Raw genomic sequence first — 18094 nt, 5'->3', positions numbered from 1 at the left:
AAACCGCATCGATGCGGCAGCGAAAGTCGCTCTCGAAGGGGCCAGCTTTGCGCACGCTGGCGGGCGCGATCCAGTCGAGGTTTCTGGCGTCCATCCTGCCGAGGTGCAGGCGTCTCACATGGCGGCCGGCATCACGCCGAAACCGCAATGGCGCCCTGGTTTTCGGCTCTGTGTTCGACCCAGATATGGACCGGTTCGTCCCGGCCGCGGATGCTCACCGGCCCATGATCGCGCGCATTCAACCGTGTCGTTGGCGATTCCGCCTTCGCGGCCTCGATCAGTCGTGACCCAAAGCAAATATTCGCCTGAAGCTCACGGCAGAGCGCCTGCAAACGGCTGGCGACGTTGACGGTGTCGCCCACCACCGCGAAGGACAGGTTGCGCTCGCTGCCGACCGCGCCGAGGACGACGGCGCCATATTGTGCACCGATCCGAACGTCCAGCGGCGGATATCCTCTGGACACACGCTGGACATTCCAGTCTTCGATAGCGGCGATCATCGCTTCAGCGCACCGGATGGCCCGGGTTGCGTCGTCATGGCTGGCTTGCGGAACCCCGAAGGTCGCCATGATGCAATCGCCGATATAGTTGTCGACGGTGCCATGGTGGTCGAAAACGACCTGCTCCATGCGACGGTGGAACTGACGCAGTAGTTCGAACACTGCTTCGGCCGGATGATCCTCGGAATAGTGTGTGAAGCCGACGATGTCGGCGAACAGCACCGCGATATCCTGCCGGCGGACCGGGCCGAAGGGCTCGTCATCCGTGGCGAGCTGGTCGACGACATTGGGCGAAAAATGCCGGGCGAGATTGGCGCGGGCGCGCTCCGCCTTGACATAGTCTTCCGACAGATGTCGGGAACGAGAGACGACCAGCGCCATGATCGCGCCGATAATCAGCACAACCAACACATTGGTCGCCTGCGCGAACGTATCGACGAAATTGGGGTTGAGATAGAGATTCAGTCGCTCTGTCAGCGGCAGCGAATAGAGGTTCGTTGCCGGAATGACGGTTCCCGCATGAAAAACCACCCATCCCACCCCGATCGTCCACGTCAAGGCCGCGAGCGCGCCGAGATAGAGCGCCAATCGTGTCGAAAGGGTCAGCGCGCCAAGGCATACGAAAATCAGCAGGAATTTGAAGCTGCCCTCGCGCAGTTGCATCGCGGCCGGCGCGACCTCGAGGGAAAACGGGTTGGGCGTTACCAGCAGAACGGTCAACAGAATGATGTCCAGCGTACCGACGAGGTAACCGATCCACCATGGCGCGTTGCGACGGCGCGCAAAGCGAAACTGGATCAGGCCGACGAGTTGGAACAGCGCGAGGCCCGCCAGCACGAAGAGCAGCGAGGCATCCCAGCGGCTGATCAAGGAAAAGAAGCAGGAGATCACGGCGAGCGATGCCGTGCGCGCCCAGAACTGCAATGCAGCACCCTGGCGTTCTGCCCGCTCCCGCAAATTTTTCAGGCGCGAATAGCGGCGAAGTTCAAGTGTTGGCGCGGTCGGCATAGGATCACTTCGATTTTGCGGGGACGGTCACGCATTCGGCAAACCCGCCCCGTACAGTCTGGCAAATCAGCGCGCGAACTCTATCATGAATGTGGCTTCATTTTTGAAGCACCTCCGGACTGGAGCGCGACAAGCTCAGCCGCCAGATGCAATCCTGCTCGGATGATGGCCCAGTCAGGCCGGCAACGGGCGGCGTCCCTTTGCCGGAGCGGTGGGCCGGTCGGACGCACCGGCATCCCTGGGGTGCGGGCCGATCGGCATGATCGCCGGAAACGGGGTTGCGCCAAAAGCAAACGTCCATTTGTAGCCGGTCAGCCCGTCTTCCGGCGTCGTGTGCTGGTCGTGATGGGCGAGCAGTTTGGCGCGCTCGGCCAGTTCCTCCGCCTCGCGCTTCACCATCTCCGCCGTCTCCGGCCGCATCCGCCTGGAGAAAGAGACGAAGGTCGCTTCCCGCTCCAGATGGGTGATCGCCCAGCCGATGAAATTCTTGTTTGTCATCTCGAACAGCGGCCTGAGCGGCCCTTCGAAATTCCACTGGATCGGTGTGTCGACCAGCAGCCGTGCCGACAGCCCGCCGCCCAATGCGATCAGGCCGAGCGCTTCGAGATCGCGCAGATAAAGGAACATCGAGGCTTCGCTCAAGCCTTGCGAGCGCATGACGCCTTCGGGCGTGAACTTCTCCGACAGCATGACGAAGATGAACAGCAGCGCCGGCCGTCCCGCGAGCTTGCGCTCGATCTCCGGCGCGATGCGATTGACCGGTCCCGGCCCCCGGTTCATCGACCCCAGCACGTTTTCCAGCTCGACGCCGGCGGCAGCGCAGATCCCGATGAGACGGTCGAGCTTGCAGTTGCGCTCGTGGAAGATGCGCTTCACCGTCGGCTCGGAAACGCCCATCCGCCCGGCAAGCTCACGATAGGTGACGCCCTTGGCCTTCAGCGTCCGCTTCAGCGCCTCGAAGATCAGGCCGTTCATGGAATGCACCTCTTTTGCGCCATTTCGTATCGGTTTCCGATACTAGCTCGAATCGTCCTTCCGGAAAAGTATCGAAAATCCTAGCTCTCCGCCATCCATCACAGGAGACCTGGCCATGAAAACCCTCATCCCCTCTATTTGTCTCGCCGCCTTCGCTATCGCGCTCGTGCCTGCGGCCGAGGCCGCCGAACTCTGGCGCGCCTCGGGCTTCGAGCAACCGGAATCGGCGCTGTTCGACGCCGCCAACAGTCGCATCATCGTCTCCAACATCGTCGGCAATCCTGGGGAGGCCGACGGCAACGGCTATCTCTCGGTGCTGTCGCTGGACGGCAAGATCATTAGCCAGCACTGGACCGACGGCATGGATGCACCAAAAGGCTCGGCGATCTCCGGCGGCAAGCTCTACGTCGCCGATATCACCAAGGTGCGCATCGTCGATCTCGCCAGCGGCAAGCTCGTCTCGACCATCGATGTGCCCGGCGCTGTTTTCCTCAATGACGTGACATCGGACTCATCGGGCAAGGTTTATGTCACCGACATGCTTGCCGACGCGATCTACCACATCGACGGCAACAAGCCGGACCTGTTCGTGAAGGATGCGAAGCTCGCCGCGCCGAACGGCATCTTTGCCGATGGCGACCGGCTGATCGTGGCGTCGTGGGGCAAGGGTATCAAGCCTGATTTCAGCACCGTCGAACCCGGCGGCCTGCTGTCGGTCGATCTCGCCAGCAAGGCAATCACACCGCTGCCCGGCGCGCAAAACTTCGCCGACCTCGATGGCGTCGTCGCCATCGGCGACAGCATCTACGCCACCGCCTACATGACCGGCAGGCTCTATCGCTACAAGGTTGGCGGCACGCCGGAGGCTGTGACGCAGTTCAAGCCGGGCAGCGCCGACATCGGCACCGACGGCAAATCCGTGATCTATGTGCCGCTGATGAACGAGGGCGAGATCGCGGTGCTGAGCCTGGACTGACGGCGCACATTTGCCGGCTCAGCCAACGGGCGCGGCTTTGAGTTGCGCCCGCGCATCCTTGATCGAAGCGGCAAAGGTCACCAGCGGGCGCTTGACGCCGTGGTTGATCAGCATGCGCCGTGTCTGCGGCGAGGCACCGGCGATGATGAAACGCACCCCTGCGCGCTTCGCCTTGTGCGCCGCGCCCTCGATGACATTGGCCGCGGTGGAATCGAAGAACGGCACCGCCGAGCAATCGAGGATGAAGTTCTTGCGCTGGTCGGCGATGCGGTCGAGCACCGTGCCGACAGTCGAGGCGGCGCCGAAGAAGAAGGCGCCCGAGATGCGATAGACGACGGTGTCGGCGTCGCTTGCCTCGCTTGCATCGTAGGCGCGGCCGCTGCTGTCGGCGACATCGTCCTGCACCAGCGGCAAATCCGCCTCCACGGCGATCGACTTGGCCATGCGGTCGATGAACAGGATCGAGCCTAGCGCGAAGCCGACGACGATGCCTTCGGTGAGATCGCGGAAGACGACGATCAGGAAGGTTGCCATCAGCACCAGGGCGTCGCCGCGCGAAGCGCGCAGCAACGTGGCGAAGGCCTGCTTCTCGAACATGTTCCAGCAGACAACCGCCAGCACCCCGGCAAGGGCGGCAAGCGGGATGTAGCTGGCCAGCGGTGCGGCCACCAGCATGAAGACCAGCAGAAAAAGCGAATGCAGCATGCCGGAAACCGGCCCATGCGCGCCGGCCCGCACATTGGTGGCGGTGCGGGCGATGGTGCCGGTGGTGCAGATGCCGCCGAACAGGGCAGACGCGATGTTGGCAAAGCCTTGCGCCACCAGTTCGCAATTGGAACGGTGACGCCGCCCGGTCATGCCATCGGCGACCACGGCCGAGAGCAGCGATTCGACGGCACCGAGCAGCGCAAAAGCCACCGCATCCGGCAGCACCGCAAGCGCCTTGTCGAGGTTGAGTCCCGGCAGTGCCGGCAACGGCAGGCTGCGCGGAATGCCGCCATAGCGGGTGCCGATCGTTTCCGCCGGCAGCGAAAGCATCGCCACGACAAGGGAAGCCAGTCCGACGGCGATCAGCATGCCCGGCCAGCCGGGCCGCCAGCGCTTCACCCCGACGATGGTGGCGATGGTCAACGCCGCCACCAGCGTTGCCGAGATGTTGAGCGTGCCGGCCGCGTGGCCGATCGCCATCAGTTTCGGCAGCAGCGGCCCGGGCTCCGGCCCGGCAAGCCTCAGCCCGAACAGTTCGACGATCTGGCCGGAGAAGATGATGATCGAGATGCCGGCGGTGAAGCCGACCGTCACCGGGTAAGGGATGAATTTGATATAGGTTCCGAGCCGGAGATAGCCGATGGCGAGCAGGAAGATGCCGGCCATCATCGTCGCCAGCAGCAGTCCGTCGACGCCTTCGCGCTGCACCGTCGCCGCCACCAGCACGATGAAGGCGCCGGCCGGGCCGCCGATCTGGAAGCGGCTGCCGCCGAGCGCCGAGACGATGAAGCCGCCGACAATGGCGGTGAACAGGCCGCGCTCCGGCGTCACGCCCGAAGCAATCGCAATCGCCATCGACAGCGGCAACGCGACAATAGCGACGGTCAGCCCGGCCATGAGGTCGGCCTTGAACTGCGGCAGGCGGTAACCTTCGCGCCAGACCGTCACCAGCTTGGGCGTGAACAGCTCTGAAAATGTCGGCTTTGCCGACTTCTGGGCCGGTTGATGCACTGCCCGCCGGATCTGATCCATGGACTGCCTTCCGCTTGCGTGAAGGCGGCGGGATCGTCGGCAGGACTGTCGGCGGTCGCCGTCGCGACTATATGCCGGCTCAGCCTTGCGGGTTCGGCGGCGCGACCGGCTTGAGGCGCACGCCCCGGCCGCCGCGCTCGCTGGTCTGGTTCTCGCCGATGAGCTCCACCCCGGCCTCGTCGAGAGCCTGGATAACCTTCATCAGCGTATCGACCACGCCCCTGACCACGCCGTCACTCGCTTCCATGCGCTGGATTGTCGGAAGCGAAACGCCGGCACGCTCGGCGAGCGTCTTCTGATCGATGCCGGCCAGCGCCCTCGCGGCGCGCATCTGCGCGGCAGTGATCATCGGTCGGAACCCCCGTCTGAGTCTGCGGAGACGACGTGTAATACAATCATAGTGATGTTTCAACCATCATAAAGCATACATGAAACATGATCTCTCCACAAAGCCGGATGACGGGATACGGGATGAGCATGCTACGCTACCGCCTTGGCTCTTACTGGCGGGGAAATATCAGTTGAAGATTTTCAGGACCTTGACGACTTCGGCAGCCTTGCTGTCGGCGGTTTTTCTGCTGGCAGGCTGCGGACACGGGCTGATCAACCGGCTGATTTGAATGTCGCTCCGGATCGTCAGTCTTCGGGCTCGTTGCCATCGGCCACCGCCTTGTTCCGCTGCAGCATTCGCGCCGCCAGCCAGCACAGCGTCGCCCAGGTGAAGCCGGCGCACCATCCCGCCAGCACGTCGGAAGGCCAGTGGACGCCGAGATAGACGCGGCTGACGCCGACCAGCAGCGTTATCAGCACCGCCAGGCTGAGGACATAGATTTTCGTCGTTCGTCCCGGCAGGAAGCGCGCTGCCAGCGAGCCCAGCGTGAGATAGGTCACCGCCGACAGCATGGCGTGGCCGCTGGGAAACGACAGCGACGTCTCGTTGGCCAGGTGCGAGACAAGATCGGGGCGCGGCCGGTCGATGCCGGCCTTGAGCAAGGTCGACAGCAGCTGCCCGCCGGCCACCGCGACAAAGATCAGCAGCGCCGTCCTCGGCCTGCGGATCAGCAGGAGGTAGACGATCACCGCCGTTACGATCAGCACCAGCACGCTGGAGCTGCCGAGGCTGGTGATGTCGCGCATCGCGCCTTCCAGCCATGCCGGGCCGACGGGAACATCCGGCTGACCCACTTTTCGGAAAGCGAGCAGGATCTCAGTATCGAAAGCGTGCGGCGTGGTGGCCCGCGCCACCTCCATCAGTTCCTCGAAGCCCCACAGCCCGGCGGCTATCACCAGCCCGGCCAGCAGCACCGGAAATTCAAGCCAGTTGGTGAACGCACGCGGGGTCTTCATCGGATTACAGTCGCCCCTGCAGGTAAGGCCCGAGCGAGATCAGCACCACCGCCGCGATGGCCAGCACGATGCCGGTCGCCTGCAAGGCATTGACGCGTTCGCCGAAGAACACCAGCGCCACCACATTGACCGCCACCAGTTGGATCACCGCCGACAGGCTGAACGAGACCGACATGCCGAACTCACGAACCAGCCGCAGCATCATCAGATTGCCCGCCGTATAGAGCGCCAGTGTCAGCACGATCTTGCCAAGGCTTGGCGCCAGCCCCCATTGCTTGGCCGCGATGGCCGCCAGCAGGAAGATCACCGTCGAAATGACGAGCTGCGCCAGTCCCCAGAAACTCACTTTTGTGCCTCGCTGTCGTTTGTGGCAGCTCTTGTTTCGCAAGCGTGGCGGCACGTCAAGCAGACTGCGGCGGAACAGGCCACGGCCGAGGTGCTGAATGAATGGCAGCGCGATCGCGGTCTGACTGCCACGCTCGGTCGGATTCGTGCAAACCCAGGCAGCTGCGCTCAAGCATTGGAAAAGAATGGACTTTTAAACATGGCGTCCTACGTCTTCTGGAGGAGACTGCGATGCCAAAGTCCGTCTATGACCGTGGCCTGCTGAAACCCGACGACATCGCCAGGCTGCAACGCGTGTTCGACGAAGCCTGCCGCAGGCGCGACGTGCATCCCGATTCCGCGGATGCGCGGGAGATCGCGCTGAACCTGCTTGCGCTGCACAATGCCGGCATGGTCGAGGAAGATATGCTTATGGAAACCGTGGGTTTTCGCCGGTTGGAGCCGAAATCAGCCTGAGGCCTGCAAGGCGGCCTATCCGGCGCGCTGCACGACGGCCACATTCATCTCTGTCCGCAGCCTGAAGCCGATGGATTCGTACAACCCAACCGCGCCGGCATTGCTGGCATAGGCATGCAGGTAGGGAACTTCGCCGCGCGCAAAAATTCGGTTGGCCACGAACACCGACAGCAGCCGGCCGAGGCCGCTGCCGCGAAATTCGGGATGCGAGCAGACGCCGCTGAGTTCGCTGTAGCCGGGCTGCTTCATGCGCTCGCCGGCCATCGCCGCCAGCCGGCCGTCGATCTTCACGCCCCAGAACTCGCCGAGGCTCAGCGCCTTGAGCGTGAACGGGCCGGGCTTGGTCAGTGACGCCAAAGCAAGCATCTCGGCCGCGTCGTCCTGCGTCAGCTGCTGTACACGCTCGTCCGACACGGAAGGCAATGGCGCCTCGGCAACCATCTGAACGCCGAAGGCGGTCACGGTCGCGGTCAGTTCCGGCGGCAAGGCAATGGGGTCCGCCTGGAGCATGAACACGCTCTCACCTGCAGGAATGAGGCTTGCGAGCGCCTGCAGGCTCTCAGCGTCGTCTGCCCCGGAAGCCGCGAAGGGGACGATCGAGGAGGGATAGCGCCTGGCGAGCCTGTCGCCATACGCAAAGATCCGATGCCGCGTGTCGAGCGCGCTCCAGACCGGACGATCGAGGACATGGCTCATGGCGCGACATCCTGTTTCACACGACAGTCGAGCGGGGCCGCCGCCAGGCCGTCCTCTATTGCCGAGAGTTGTTCGAGAAGCGGCCCTGCAAGGCCTTTGCACAAGTCGGCAACGGCGTTCTCGATGCGCGGCCAAACGTCCCGCTTCGCCTTATCGACCAGGCGCTGGCCGTTCGCGGTCAGCGAGATCATCCTGCGGCGCTGGTCGTCGTTCGATGGCGCGGCCTCGACCAGCCCCAACTCGGCCAGCAGCGCCACGCTGCGCGTCACCCCCGGCTGGGTGATCCCCAGTGACTGCGCCAGCTCGCCGACAGGCAGCGGCCCGAGCCGGTCGAGCGCGGCCAGCAGAGGATACTGGCTGGACTGCACCGGCACCTCCAGCCCATCGAGCATGCGCTGCGTATCGGCCTGCAACTGCTCGCCGATACGCTTCAGCCTGCTGCCGAGGGTGAGGTAGCCAAGGGATCGAATGATGTCTTCCATGGGTGGTCCGTCTCCTGGATAAGTATAACATGTTATATAATGATGCAATGAACGAGTTCAAGCGCCTGCTTTGGAGGTTGGCCGCAAGCATCTCAACTTCGTCGTCCTTGGGCGAAGCAGGAGCGAAGCTCCGTCGCGGAGACCCAGGGATCATGCCTTGGCCGTGGAAGCAGCGGAGCAGAACCTGCAACGCAGCGTAGCTCAGAAGTCACGGCATGGATCCTCGGGTCTGCGCCGCGTCGCTACGCTCCTTGCTTCGCCCGTGGATGACGACGGGATGGCGTTTCGCCCAATCGCCAGGATATTCGATCCCGTCTTGCAGATGCGTTGAACCACCAGTCCGCGCCACAGCAGCAGCCCGAAGTGCGGTGGTTCTCCGTCCAGAAGCGCTCGTCTACAACCCCTTGGCGATCTGACGGGCAATCGCTTCGGCCTGCAGGCCGGCGCTGTGGAAATAGCTGGTCAGGCTTGGCCGCATGCCGATGAACCACAGGCCGGGCTGGCCGCTCGGGGTGCCGCCATTGGCCTTCGGCACGCCCTTGGCGTCGAGCACGCCGAGATCGCCCAGCATGGCCTCCAGGCCGGTGCGATAGCCGGTTGCCGCGATCACCACATCCGGCTCGAGCACCGTGCCGTCGTTCAGCCGCACGCCGGCGCCTTCGAAAGCCGCCACCGGCGCCACCACCGAAATCCATCCGGCCTTCAGCGCGGCAACCGCGCCGTCGTCGACGGCGATCGCGATCTGCTCGACGCCGAGCCGGCTGGCGCCGCCTTTCGGCGCCGGCGGCAGGCCGAAGCGGGCGAGGTCGCCGAACACCAGCCGCTGCGTCGCGGCAATCGCGGTATCGGCAATCCACGTCGGCAGCATCGCCATGAAACCGCCGAAGCGCGCCACGGCGACCTTGCCGATCCGTTTCGGCATCAGCGACGGACCCTGCCTGGCTGACAAGCAGATGGCCTTGGTGTCGGCGCGGGCGAGGTGGTTGAGCACGTCGAAGCCGGAATTTCCGGCTCCGACCACCAGCACGCTTTTGCCCACATAGTCCTGTGCTGTGCCGAAATCGGCGGCGTGGATAAGTTTGCCGGTGAAAGTCGCCTTGCCTTGCCAGTCCGGCGTCCATGGCAAGCGGTCGCGGCCGGTGGCGACGATGACATTGCGGGCGCTCAGCGTTTCCCGGCCCGTATGGACGAGCCAGCCATTGCCTCTGCGTTCGATCCGCTCGACGGCGGTGCCGAATTCGACCCTTATGCCGCGCGCGCGGGCAAAATCCTCGAGATAACCGACGATGGCATCCTTGTTCGGAAAGGCGGCGGTGCGTGGCGGATAGGCAAGGCCGGGCAGGGCCGATAGCGCGCGATGCGTGTTGAGGGTCAGCTTCTCGTGCCGCCGTCGCCACGGTTCGGCGATCCGCGGCTCCTTTTCAAGCACGACGACCCGCACGCCGCGCCGGCCAAGCGCGTCGGCGGCCGCCAGCCCCGCCGCTCCGGCGCCGATAATGATAACCGTGTCGTCGAGTCCTTTCGGCCCCAGGACGATAGGCATCGTTTCGCTTGTCGTAGCCGCCATTCGGTCGAGATTTCCTTTCAGGTGCGCCATGGGGACCCGTCCTATATGGCACGTCCCATATGGCACAGGGGCGATATGATCGATAATGAGGTCAATGCGACTGATTCGAGGCCTTGGGGGCAAGCCTCTGTTTATCATCGGCACGCGGAAGCTCGACCATGCCCTCCTTGCGCATCTTTCTCGACAGACTGCTGGAGGGCGCCGCAGCCAAGGTGCCGCGCCAGGATTTTTCGCATGTCGAGCGGCTGGCGCTTGTCCGCCAGCACGGCGACTTCTCGCTGGCCTATTCGACCGCCGTGCAGCAAAAACTGTCCTATTTCGGCGACGCCGACGGCTACATCGCCTTCGGCACCAAGATGAAGCACCATTTCGCGCTCGGTGACCCGGTGGCCCATCCGGCCGATCGGCCCGACTATATCAGGCGCTTTGTCGAAGCCGCCGACAGCCCGTGGTTCGTGCAGATCGGCGAACCGACGGCGCGCGTTCTGGCCCGGCTCGGCTACCAGGTCAACCGCCTCGGCGTCGACACGCGGCTGGAGCTGCCGGCTCACGATTTTTCCGGCAAGCGCAACGAAACCGTGCGCTATTCCGAACGCTGGCTCTTGAAGAAGGGGTTTTCCTTTGGCGAAGGAGCGGTCTATCTCGACGAGGTCCAGCGCCTGTCGCAGAACTGGCGGGCCGACCGCATCGTCAAGCGCTGGGAGATGGCGTTCCTCAACCGGCCCTTTGCCGATCATCTCGGCATCGATATGCGCCGTTTCGTGCTCTACAGCCCGGAAGGCGAGCTCGTCGCTCTGCTCGATTTCGATCCGATGTTCAGTGGCGGCAAGGTGATCGGCTACACCACCTCGTTCAAGCGCAAGCACATCGATGCCTCGCCGCATGCCGAAATCGGGCTGACCAAATTCGCCGTCGACCGCTTTCGCAATGAGGGCATTTCGGTCGTCACGCTCGGCCTGTCGCCGATGCTCGATGTCGGAGCCAACGGCTTTGCCGAATCGAGCTTCTGGCGCAACGCCTTCGAGCGGGCCTATGAGTCGCCCTGGGTCAACCGCAGCAAGTTCAACCTCAAAGGCCAGGCGGCGTTCAAGCGCCGCTTCCACGGCATCGAGGAACCGACCTACATCGCCTTCCGCGAGGGCAGGCTGATCGAGATGCTGGGGTTGCTGCGCCTCATCAAGGCGATCTAGCAAGAAGCGTGGCGGCCAACGTGGCCAATTTGCCCCCAGCAAAACTGTTGATTTGACCGGCGCACGGGTGATCGCCTATTTGCATGTCGCTCAAAAGTGGTCCCGATTTGAGCAAACGACATGCATAAGAACAAAGACCTAATGCGCGTCGCCTGAGTCCGTTCAAACGCGACGCGCTTTAGAGCGGCAGGGTCAGTTGCGCAGCCGGTAGCCGGTGCGGAAGATCCAGGCGACGATGGCGATGCAGATGGCGAGGAACACCATCGTCATGCCCAGGCTGACGGCGACCGAGACATCGGACTTGCCGTAAAAGCTCCAGCGGAAACCGCTGATCAGGTAGACGACCGGGTTGAACAGCGTCACCGTGCGCCAGGCCTCGGGCAGCATGTTGATCGAATAGAAGCTGCCGCCGAGGAAGGTCAGCGGCGTGATGATCAACAGCGGCACCAGCTGCAATTGCTCGAAGCTTTTCGCCCAGATGCCGATGATGAAGCCGAACAGGCTGAAGGTCACCGCCGTCAAGACAAGGAAGGCCAGCATCCAGAACGGATGCTGGATGGTGAGCGGCACGAACAGCGAGGCCGTCGCCAGGATGATCAAGCCGAGGATGATCGACTTGGTCGCGGCGCCGCCGACATAGGCGATGACGATCTCCAGATACGACACCGGCGCCGACAAGAGCTCGTAGATGGAGCCGACGAATTTCGGGAAATAGATGGCAAAGGAGGCGTTGGAGATCGACTGCGTCAACAGTGAGAGCATGATCAGGCCGGGCACGATGAAGGCGCCGTAGCTGATGCCGTCGATCTCGGTGATGCGCGAGCCGATGGCTGAGCCGAAGACGACGAAATAAAGCGATGTCGAGATCACCGGCGAGACGATGCTCTGCAGCACGGTGCGGAACGCACGCGCCATCTCGACCCGGTAGATCGCCCATACTGCTCGCCAATTCATGGCTCTTGCCTCAACAGATTGACGAAGATCTCCTCGAGCGAGCTGTTTTGCGTGTCCATGTCGCGAAACTGGATGCCGGCCGTCTCGAGTTCGCGCAGCAGCGATGCGACGCCGGGGCGTTCGCTCTGGTTGTCATAGGTGTAGGTCAGCTGTGTGCCATCGCCCGACAGCTCCAAGGCGTAGTGCGAGAATGCATCGGGAATGGCGGTGAGCGGGTTGCGCAATTCGACGATCAGGCGCTTGCGGCCGAGCTTGCGCATCAGTTCGGCCTTGCCCTCCACCAGGATGATCTCGCCGCGGTTGATGACACCGACACGGTCGGCCATCGCCTCGGCCTCTTCGATATAGTGCGTGGTGAGGATGATGGTGACGCCATCGTCGCGCAGCCGCCGCACCATCGCCCACATGTCCTGGCGCAGTTCGACGTCGACGCCGGCCGTGGGTTCGTCGAGGAACAGGATGCGCGGCTCATGTGACAGCGCCTTTGCAATCATCAGCCGCCGCTTCATGCCGCCCGACAGCGTGATCGCCTTGGCGTCCTTCTTGTCCCACAACGACAGGTCGCGCAGCACCTTTTCGACGAAGCCCGGATTGGGCGCCTTGCCAAACAGGCCGCGGCTGTAGGTTACGGTTGCCCAGACGCTCTCGAACGCGTCGATGGTCAGCTCCTGCGGCACCAGCCCGATCAGGCTGCGCGCGGCGCGGTAGTCTCGGTTGATGTCGTGGCCGTCGACGGTCACCGTTCCCGACGAACGGTTGACGATGCCGCAGACGATCGAGATGAGCGTCGTCTTGCCGGCGCCGTTCGGCCCCAGCAGCGCGAAAATCTCGCCGCGTTCGATGTCGAGGTTGATTTCCTTCAGCGCCTTGAAGCCGGTGGCGTAGGTCTTGGTGACCCCGGAAATCGAAATGATGGAAGGCAAATTAGTGGAAGACATGAGGCCGAAAACGACTGTTTGAAAGAGGCGGGGATTATTATTGCGCTGAATGTCGGTGCGCACGGCGCGAAGTCAATGCCGCTGCTGACAATTGTGGACAAACGTTCCCCTTTTGCCGTTTCGTCATGGGGGTATCGGGGCACTGACGGATTGATCCCATCTGCTGCGACAACGCGCCCCGCGTGACGCCAAGCCGCTTTGACCGGACCGCATCCGCCGCCTATTCTGCGCCAACAACAGCAGCCGGAGCCCGCATGGACCCGCTCATCCTGTCGCGAATGCAGTTCGGGGCGAATATCTCGTTCCACATCCTGTTTCCGACCATCACGATTGCGCTTGGCTGGGTGCTGCTGTTCTTCAAGCTCCGCTACAACGCCACCAATGATTCCGCCTGGATGCGCGCCTATTTCACCTGGGTGAAAGTGTTCGCGCTGTCCTTCGCCATGGGCGTGGTCTCCGGCGTCACCATGAGCTTCCAGTTCGGCACCAACTGGCCGGGCTATATGGAAAAGGTCGGCAACATCGCCGGGCCGCTGCTTGCCTACGAGATCCTCACCGCCTTCTTCCTCGAAGCGGCCTTCCTCGGCATCATGCTGTTCGGCTTCCGCCGCGTCTCCAACCGCGTCCACACGCTGGCGACGGTATTGGTCGCCGGCGGCACCACGCTGTCGGCCTTCTGGATCATCGCGCTGAACTCCTGGATGCAGACGCCGGCCGGCTTCGAGATGATCGACGGCAAGGCGCATCCCGTCGACTGGTGGGCGATCGTCTTCAACCCGTCCATGCCCTACCGTCTGACGCATATGCTGCTTGCCTCCGGCCTGACGGTGTCGTTCCTGATCGCCGGCCTGTCGGCGCTGCGCTACCTCACCGGCGACCGGTCGGAATCGATGTGGAAGGCGCTGCGCACCGGCGTCTTCACCGCCGCCATCCTGATCCCGATCCAGATCTTCGCCGGCGACCAGCACGGGCTGAACACGCTGGAGCACCAGCCGCAGAAGATCGCCGCCATGGAGGCGAACTGGAACACCGGCCCCAACGTGCCGCTGGTGCTGTTTGCGCTGCCCGACGAGGCGGCGAAGGAAAACAAATTCGAGATCGCCATTCCCGACGGCGCCAGCCTGGTGTTGCGCCATTCCACCAGCGGTATCGTGCCGGGGCTCAACGACTATCCCGGCCTGCACCCGCCGGTGTTCCCGGTGTTCTGGGGCTTCCGCATCATGGTCGGCACCGGCATTTTGATGCTCATCGTCTCGTGGTCGGCGACCTTCTTCCTCAAGCGCCGCCACAGCCTGCCGAGACCGCTGGCCATGCTGATGGTGCCGATGGCGCTGTCGGGCTGGCTGGCGACACTGGCCGGCTGGTACACCACCGAAATCGGCCGCCAGCCCTGGCTGGTCACGGGCGTGCTGAAAACCGCCGACGCTATCGGCCCGGTCGCCGGCAGCCATGTCGCGCTGACGCTCGCCATCTATCTCATCCTCTATGTGCTGCTGTTGATCGCCTATCTCGGCGTGCTGGTGCACCTGGCGCTGAAGGCCGCCAAGGACGGCGATACCTCGCCGCTCCCGGGCGTCATGAAGACGGCGATGTCGCAACCGGCCGCGGGAGAGTGAGGAATGGTCCGCGTAGCGGACGAAAAGCCAACGATTTGGCTTTTCGAATGACGAACGCCCGGAGCCATAGCGAAGGGCAGAACCGTTGATGAGAGGGATGACAGACCGATGACCTTCGACTGGCCAACCGCGCTGCCCCTGATCTTCGCCGGCCTGATGGGCCTCGCCATCCTGATCTACGTCATTCTCGACGGTTTCGATCTCGGCATCGGCATCCTGTTCTCGGTCGCCGAAGATGCCGAGCAGGACACCATGATCGCGGCAATAGGCCCTTTCTGGGACGCCAACGAGACCTGGCTGGTGCTGGCCGTCGGCCTGCTCCTGGTCGCCTTTCCGCTGGCGCATGGCGTCATCCTCACCGCGCTATACATTCCGGTCTTCGTGCTTTTAGTCGGCCTCATCCTGCGCGGCGTCGCCTTCGATTTCCGCGCCAAGGTGCCCGCCGGCAAGAAGCATCGCTGGAACCGCATTTTCTTCCTCGGTTCCGTCATCGCCTCGCTGGCGCAAGGCTATATGCTCGGCGTCTATGTGCTTGGCCTCGATGTCGGTTTTGGCGGCATCGCTTTCGGGGCGCTGGTGGCGCTCTGCCTGTCGGCGGCCTATGCAGCGATGGGCGCGGCCTGGGTCATCTACAAGACCGAGGGCGAATTGCAGAGGAAGGCGGTGGCCTGGCTGCGGACAGCCCTGGTGCTGACCGCGCTTGGCATGGCGGCGGTGTCGCTGGCGACACCATTCGCCAGTCCGCGTATCTTCGCCAAATGGTTCGTCTGGCCCGAAATGCTCTATCTGTCGCCGCTGCCGATCCTGTCGGCGCTGCTGTTCCTGTGGCTGTGGCGGCAGACCTTCCACCTGCCCAAGCCCGACGATCGCCACGCGCTGCGGCCGTTCCTGACGCTCGCCGCCATCTTCGCGCTCGGCTTTGCCGGGCTTGCCTGGTCGTTCTACCCCTTCGTGGTGCCCGAGAGGCTGACCATCTGGCAGGCGGCGTCGGCGACGGAAAGCCTGGCCATCATCCTCGCCGGCACGGTGGTCGTGCTGCCGGTGATCATCTTCTATTCGTTCTATGCGTATCGGGTGTTTGGGGGCAAGGCGACGGATCTGACGTATGATTGAAGGGCTCTCTAATCGCGGTTTGCGCGAGGCACCCCCCTCTGGCCTGCCGGCCATCTCCCCCTCAAGGGGGGAGATCAGCTCCTCACTGCGGCCTTCGCCAACCTTGCAAGATGAGCACCGTCAGCGACGCTGCCAATCTCCCCGCATGAGGGGGAGATGCCCGGAAGGGCAGAGGGGGGTGCTGTCCCGCTGGCGTCTCAGGTAGGGCGTCGCCGCTCTCTGCGTCCGGCCAAGTCCTATCGCCCCTCAGCTCTTCCCCGCCAGCACCAGCACCGGTTTCTCGCTGTACAACCCCGGGAACAGCGACTTCAAATTCGCCACCTTGGGCAGGTCGTTGTAGACGATGTAGGGGTAGGTCGGGTTCAGCGTCAAAAAGTCCTGGTGATATTCCTCGGCCGGATAGAAGGTTTTGCCCGTCTCCAGCGTGGTGACGATGGGCTTGGCAAACACCTTCGCCTGGTCGAGCTGGGCGATGTAGCTCTGGGCGATCTTCTGCTGCGCATCGTTCTCGGCAAAGATGGTCGAGCGGTACTGGGTGCCCGAGTCGGGGCCCTGGAAGTTCAACTGCGTCGGGTTGTGGGCGACCGAGAAATAGACCTGCAGCAGCTGGCCGTAGGTAACCTTGGACGGATCGTAGGTGATCTCGACCGATTCGGCGTGGCCGGTGCGGCCGCTGCCCACCGTTTCGTAGACGGCGTCATCCTTGGCGCCGCCGGTGTAGCCGGAGACGGCCTTGGTCACGCCCTTGACGTGCTGGAACACGCCCTGCACGCCCCAGAAGCAGCCGCCGGCGAAGATAGCCTTCTCGCTGCCGCTGGCGGCCTTCTCGTCCACTGCCGGCGGCGGGATCACCACCGCGTCCTCGGCCGAACGCGCCGGGCTCTGCCAGAAGGCAGCCGCCGCGGCGGCGACGATGAGCGCGGCAAGCGCGCTCTTGAAGATCGGCGTTCTCGTCCTTGCAATGCCGGTCATGTCTGATCTCCTTGATGGTGGCGAAGACTATACGACAGAACGTCCCGCCAGGTTTCTCAAATTGCCGTGCGCCGGCCCGGCCACTGTGCGGCCCCGGCCATGGGATCAAGCCTTATTGCGCGGGCGCCATGGCGTCCGCCGGCTTCATCGCATCCGTTGCGGGCTTCATGGCATCGGCCGGCTTCATGGCGTCGGTGGCGGGTTTCATGGCATTCGTCGCCATCGGATCGGCTGGCTTCATGGCATCGGTCGCCGGCGCCATGGCATCGGTAGCGGGCTTCATCGCATCGGTTGCCATCGCCGGCTTCATGGCGTTGGTCGCGTCTTCGGCGCGGGCGCCGGCGGCGAAGGCGGTCATCGAAAGCGCAAGGGCGAGCGCGGTCAGGGTCTTGCTCATGATGGTATTTCCTCCTTGAAGAGGGCGCGCGGATGCGGGCCCGGTTATGCCGCGCTAGCGGCGTTGCGTAGAAAAAGAAAATCAGTCGGCGGCTGCAGCCAGGATCGGCCCACCGCCGGGCGACTGCACCAGCACCGCGGTGCTCAAGCCGCCGGAGGCTGCCGGCAGCGGCAGTGTGGTGGCGTCGCCGCTCCAGCTGCCGAGTTTCTCCAGCGAGTGCACGACATTGGCATGCGGCAGCGTGCGCCCGGTATTCTCGCCGCGCGCCACCGGCACTTCGACGACGCCCTTGTTGTAGCGGACCAGCCAGACATCAGCGCGGCCGGCCGGCGCGGAACCGACGCCGATGCTGATCTTGCCGCCGTCGAGCGACAGCGTCGGCCCGTTCGTGTGACCGCTCGCGGAAATCAGCTGCTCGATCTCGCCGGGCGCTGCACCCACCGCATCGGCACCGCCATTGACCACCACCTGCGGCGTGAACGGGCCGGAGCGGCCGAGCGACGGCTCATAGCGCACCTGGCGCTGGGTGAACTCCTCGCGGCCGAAAATGTCCTTCCAGCCGAGATAGTCCCAGTAGGTGACGTTGAACGACAGCGCCAGAACGCCCGGCTCGTCCTTGACCTTGATCAGATTGGCATTGGCCGGCGGGCAAGACGAACAGCCCTGGCTGGTGAACAATTCGACCACGGTGAGCGGCTGGGCGAAGGCGGTGCCGCCAAGCATCATCAGCGCGGCGCCTACGGCAGCCAGCATGCCGGCGCGTTTTGGGTTGGATCCAGTCATCGGGGGTCTCCGTTGCGGCGGGTTCATCCCACACTTCGT

Annotated in this window: 20 protein-coding genes; 6 read left to right on the top strand and 14 right to left on the bottom strand. The window is 63.8% G+C overall.

Features of this window, described 5'->3' with window-relative positions:
• Positions 1-131: 131 nt before the first annotated feature.
• Both NKJ18_RS14110 and NKJ18_RS14105 read right to left on the bottom strand, forming a co-directional pair.
• On the bottom strand, positions 132-1508 hold the full coding sequence (locus NKJ18_RS14110) for an adenylate/guanylate cyclase domain-containing protein (protein ID WP_023744871.1): 1377 nt from the start codon (positions 1506-1508) through the stop codon (positions 132-134).
• Between the two features lie 174 nt (positions 1509-1682).
• Positions 1683-2483, bottom strand: coding sequence for a helix-turn-helix domain-containing protein (locus NKJ18_RS14105; RefSeq protein ID WP_023710374.1), 801 nt, complete (start codon positions 2481-2483; stop codon positions 1683-1685).
• A 115-nt stretch (positions 2484-2598) separates the two neighbouring features.
• On the opposite strand from NKJ18_RS14105, the gene NKJ18_RS14100 reads away from it, so the two are divergent.
• Positions 2599-3459 carry an SMP-30/gluconolactonase/LRE family protein gene (locus NKJ18_RS14100; protein WP_352758467.1) on the top strand — a complete coding sequence of 287 codons (861 nt, stop codon included), beginning with the start codon at positions 2599-2601 and terminating at the stop codon, positions 3457-3459.
• Between the two features lie 18 nt (positions 3460-3477).
• Here NKJ18_RS14100 and NKJ18_RS14095 read toward each other — a convergent pair whose 3' ends face one another.
• Both NKJ18_RS14095 and NKJ18_RS14090 read right to left on the bottom strand, forming a co-directional pair.
• Positions 3478-5199 carry a SulP family inorganic anion transporter gene (locus NKJ18_RS14095; RefSeq protein WP_352758466.1) on the bottom strand — a complete coding sequence of 574 codons (1722 nt, stop codon included), beginning with the start codon at positions 5197-5199 and terminating at the stop codon, positions 3478-3480.
• Positions 5200-5278: 79 nt separating this feature from the next.
• Entirely contained in the window at positions 5279-5548 is a 270-nt protein-coding gene (locus NKJ18_RS14090; protein ID WP_023673276.1) for a helix-turn-helix domain-containing protein, read from the bottom strand.
• A gap of 79 nt (positions 5549-5627) precedes the next feature.
• On the opposite strand from NKJ18_RS14090, the gene NKJ18_RS14085 reads away from it, so the two are divergent.
• Complete coding sequence (locus NKJ18_RS14085; RefSeq protein ID WP_031210574.1) at positions 5628-5819, top strand: hypothetical protein; 192 nt, start codon at positions 5628-5630, stop codon at positions 5817-5819.
• 16 nt (positions 5820-5835) lie between these two features.
• Here NKJ18_RS14085 and NKJ18_RS14080 read toward each other — a convergent pair whose 3' ends face one another.
• Together NKJ18_RS14080 and NKJ18_RS14075 are read right to left on the bottom strand one after the other, a co-directional pair.
• On the bottom strand, positions 5836-6546 hold the full coding sequence (locus tag NKJ18_RS14080; protein ID WP_023692974.1) for a phosphatase PAP2 family protein: 711 nt from the start codon (positions 6544-6546) through the stop codon (positions 5836-5838).
• A 4-nt stretch (positions 6547-6550) separates the two neighbouring features.
• Entirely contained in the window at positions 6551-6892 is a 342-nt protein-coding gene (locus NKJ18_RS14075; protein ID WP_023681268.1) for a hypothetical protein, read from the bottom strand.
• A gap of 230 nt (positions 6893-7122) precedes the next feature.
• On the opposite strand from NKJ18_RS14075, the gene NKJ18_RS14070 reads away from it, so the two are divergent.
• Positions 7123-7347, top strand: coding sequence for a hypothetical protein (locus NKJ18_RS14070; protein ID WP_023687518.1), 225 nt, complete (start codon positions 7123-7125; stop codon positions 7345-7347).
• Between the two features lie 15 nt (positions 7348-7362).
• On the opposite strand, the gene NKJ18_RS14065 is transcribed toward NKJ18_RS14070, so the two are convergent.
• The 3 genes from NKJ18_RS14065 to NKJ18_RS14055 form a co-directional block, all read right to left on the bottom strand.
• The gene (locus NKJ18_RS14065) at positions 7363-8043 is read right to left on the bottom strand and encodes a GNAT family N-acetyltransferase (protein ID WP_023692973.1); all 681 of its coding nucleotides are present in this window, start codon (positions 8041-8043) and stop codon (positions 7363-7365) included.
• Positions 8040-8525 (bottom strand): MarR family winged helix-turn-helix transcriptional regulator, encoded by a 486-nt coding sequence (locus tag NKJ18_RS14060; protein WP_023692972.1) that lies wholly within the window; start codon positions 8523-8525, stop codon positions 8040-8042. Before NKJ18_RS14060 ends, NKJ18_RS14065 begins: the two co-directional genes overlap by 4 nt.
• A 394-nt stretch (positions 8526-8919) precedes the next feature.
• Entirely contained in the window at positions 8920-10122 is a 1203-nt protein-coding gene (locus tag NKJ18_RS14055) for a flavin-containing monooxygenase (RefSeq protein ID WP_352758464.1), read from the bottom strand.
• A 128-nt stretch (positions 10123-10250) separates the two neighbouring features.
• On the opposite strand from NKJ18_RS14055, the gene NKJ18_RS14050 reads away from it, so the two are divergent.
• Positions 10251-11282: a phosphatidylglycerol lysyltransferase domain-containing protein gene (locus NKJ18_RS14050; RefSeq protein WP_352758462.1), complete on the top strand. Its 1032-nt coding sequence runs from the start codon at positions 10251-10253 to the stop codon at positions 11280-11282.
• Between the two features lie 192 nt (positions 11283-11474).
• Here the strand turns inward: NKJ18_RS14050 and NKJ18_RS14045 are convergent, their stop codons facing one another.
• Both NKJ18_RS14045 and NKJ18_RS14040 read right to left on the bottom strand, forming a co-directional pair.
• Positions 11475-12236 carry an ABC transporter permease gene (locus NKJ18_RS14045; RefSeq protein ID WP_023805830.1) on the bottom strand — a complete coding sequence of 254 codons (762 nt, stop codon included), beginning with the start codon at positions 12234-12236 and terminating at the stop codon, positions 11475-11477.
• Positions 12233-13159 carry an ABC transporter ATP-binding protein gene (locus NKJ18_RS14040; protein WP_023692970.1) on the bottom strand — a complete coding sequence of 309 codons (927 nt, stop codon included), beginning with the start codon at positions 13157-13159 and terminating at the stop codon, positions 12233-12235. The genes NKJ18_RS14045 and NKJ18_RS14040 overlap by 4 nt, the downstream gene beginning before the upstream one ends.
• A 269-nt stretch (positions 13160-13428) precedes the next feature.
• On the opposite strand from NKJ18_RS14040, the gene NKJ18_RS14035 reads away from it, so the two are divergent.
• Positions 13429-14790: a cytochrome ubiquinol oxidase subunit I gene (locus NKJ18_RS14035; RefSeq protein ID WP_023825837.1), complete on the top strand. Its 1362-nt coding sequence runs from the start codon at positions 13429-13431 to the stop codon at positions 14788-14790.
• 108 nt (positions 14791-14898) lie between these two features.
• Positions 14899-15903 (top strand): cytochrome d ubiquinol oxidase subunit II, encoded by a 1005-nt coding sequence (locus NKJ18_RS14030; RefSeq protein WP_023710366.1) that lies wholly within the window; start codon positions 14899-14901, stop codon positions 15901-15903.
• Positions 15904-16149: 246 nt separating this feature from the next.
• On the opposite strand, the gene msrA is transcribed toward NKJ18_RS14030, so the two are convergent.
• From msrA to NKJ18_RS14015, 3 genes are all read right to left on the bottom strand, one after another.
• Positions 16150-16875 carry a peptide-methionine (S)-S-oxide reductase MsrA gene (gene msrA / locus NKJ18_RS14025; protein WP_023681259.1) on the bottom strand — a complete coding sequence of 242 codons (726 nt, stop codon included), beginning with the start codon at positions 16873-16875 and terminating at the stop codon, positions 16150-16152.
• A gap of 112 nt (positions 16876-16987) precedes the next feature.
• Positions 16988-17272, bottom strand: a complete 285-nt coding sequence (locus NKJ18_RS14020) for a hypothetical protein (RefSeq protein ID WP_352758460.1) — start codon at positions 17270-17272, stop codon at positions 16988-16990.
• Positions 17273-17353: 81 nt separating this feature from the next.
• Positions 17354-18055 (bottom strand): DUF1223 domain-containing protein, encoded by a 702-nt coding sequence (locus NKJ18_RS14015; RefSeq protein WP_352758459.1) that lies wholly within the window; start codon positions 18053-18055, stop codon positions 17354-17356.
• Between the last annotated feature and the right edge of the window lie 39 nt (positions 18056-18094).

The organism is Mesorhizobium sp. M0217, from assembly GCF_040321955.1.
Lineage (GTDB): Bacteria > Pseudomonadota > Alphaproteobacteria > Rhizobiales > Rhizobiaceae > Mesorhizobium.
Note: the sequence above shows the minus strand (reverse complement) of the source record. Positions and strands in the feature narration are given on the sequence as shown.

Coding starts and splice junctions, on each gene's coding strand:
- NKJ18_RS14050 (WP_352758462.1), top strand. CDS start 10,251: ATGCCCTCCTTGCGCATCTTTCTCGACAGACTGCTGGAGGGCGCCGCA.
- NKJ18_RS14110 (WP_023744871.1), bottom strand. CDS start 1,508: ATGCCGACCGCGCCAACACTTGAACTTCGCCGCTATTCGCGCCTGAAA.
- NKJ18_RS14035 (WP_023825837.1), top strand. CDS start 13,429: ATGGACCCGCTCATCCTGTCGCGAATGCAGTTCGGGGCGAATATCTCG.
- NKJ18_RS14030 (WP_023710366.1), top strand. CDS start 14,899: ATGACCTTCGACTGGCCAACCGCGCTGCCCCTGATCTTCGCCGGCCTG.
- NKJ18_RS14080 (WP_023692974.1), bottom strand. CDS start 6,546: ATGAAGACCCCGCGTGCGTTCACCAACTGGCTTGAATTTCCGGTGCTG.
- NKJ18_RS14070 (WP_023687518.1), top strand. CDS start 7,123: ATGCCAAAGTCCGTCTATGACCGTGGCCTGCTGAAACCCGACGACATC.
- NKJ18_RS14105 (WP_023710374.1), bottom strand. CDS start 2,483: ATGAACGGCCTGATCTTCGAGGCGCTGAAGCGGACGCTGAAGGCCAAG.
- NKJ18_RS14095 (WP_352758466.1), bottom strand. CDS start 5,199: ATGGATCAGATCCGGCGGGCAGTGCATCAACCGGCCCAGAAGTCGGCA.
- NKJ18_RS14100 (WP_352758467.1), top strand. CDS start 2,599: ATGAAAACCCTCATCCCCTCTATTTGTCTCGCCGCCTTCGCTATCGCG.
- NKJ18_RS14090 (WP_023673276.1), bottom strand. CDS start 5,548: ATGATCACTGCCGCGCAGATGCGCGCCGCGAGGGCGCTGGCCGGCATC.
- msrA (WP_023681259.1), bottom strand. CDS start 16,875: ATGACCGGCATTGCAAGGACGAGAACGCCGATCTTCAAGAGCGCGCTT.
- NKJ18_RS14015 (WP_352758459.1), bottom strand. CDS start 18,055: ATGACTGGATCCAACCCAAAACGCGCCGGCATGCTGGCTGCCGTAGGC.
- NKJ18_RS14085 (WP_031210574.1), top strand. CDS start 5,628: ATGAAACATGATCTCTCCACAAAGCCGGATGACGGGATACGGGATGAG.
- NKJ18_RS14060 (WP_023692972.1), bottom strand. CDS start 8,525: ATGGAAGACATCATTCGATCCCTTGGCTACCTCACCCTCGGCAGCAGG.
- NKJ18_RS14020 (WP_352758460.1), bottom strand. CDS start 17,272: ATGAGCAAGACCCTGACCGCGCTCGCCCTTGCGCTTTCGATGACCGCC.
- NKJ18_RS14065 (WP_023692973.1), bottom strand. CDS start 8,043: ATGAGCCATGTCCTCGATCGTCCGGTCTGGAGCGCGCTCGACACGCGG.
- NKJ18_RS14055 (WP_352758464.1), bottom strand. CDS start 10,122: ATGGCGCACCTGAAAGGAAATCTCGACCGAATGGCGGCTACGACAAGC.
- NKJ18_RS14045 (WP_023805830.1), bottom strand. CDS start 12,236: ATGAATTGGCGAGCAGTATGGGCGATCTACCGGGTCGAGATGGCGCGT.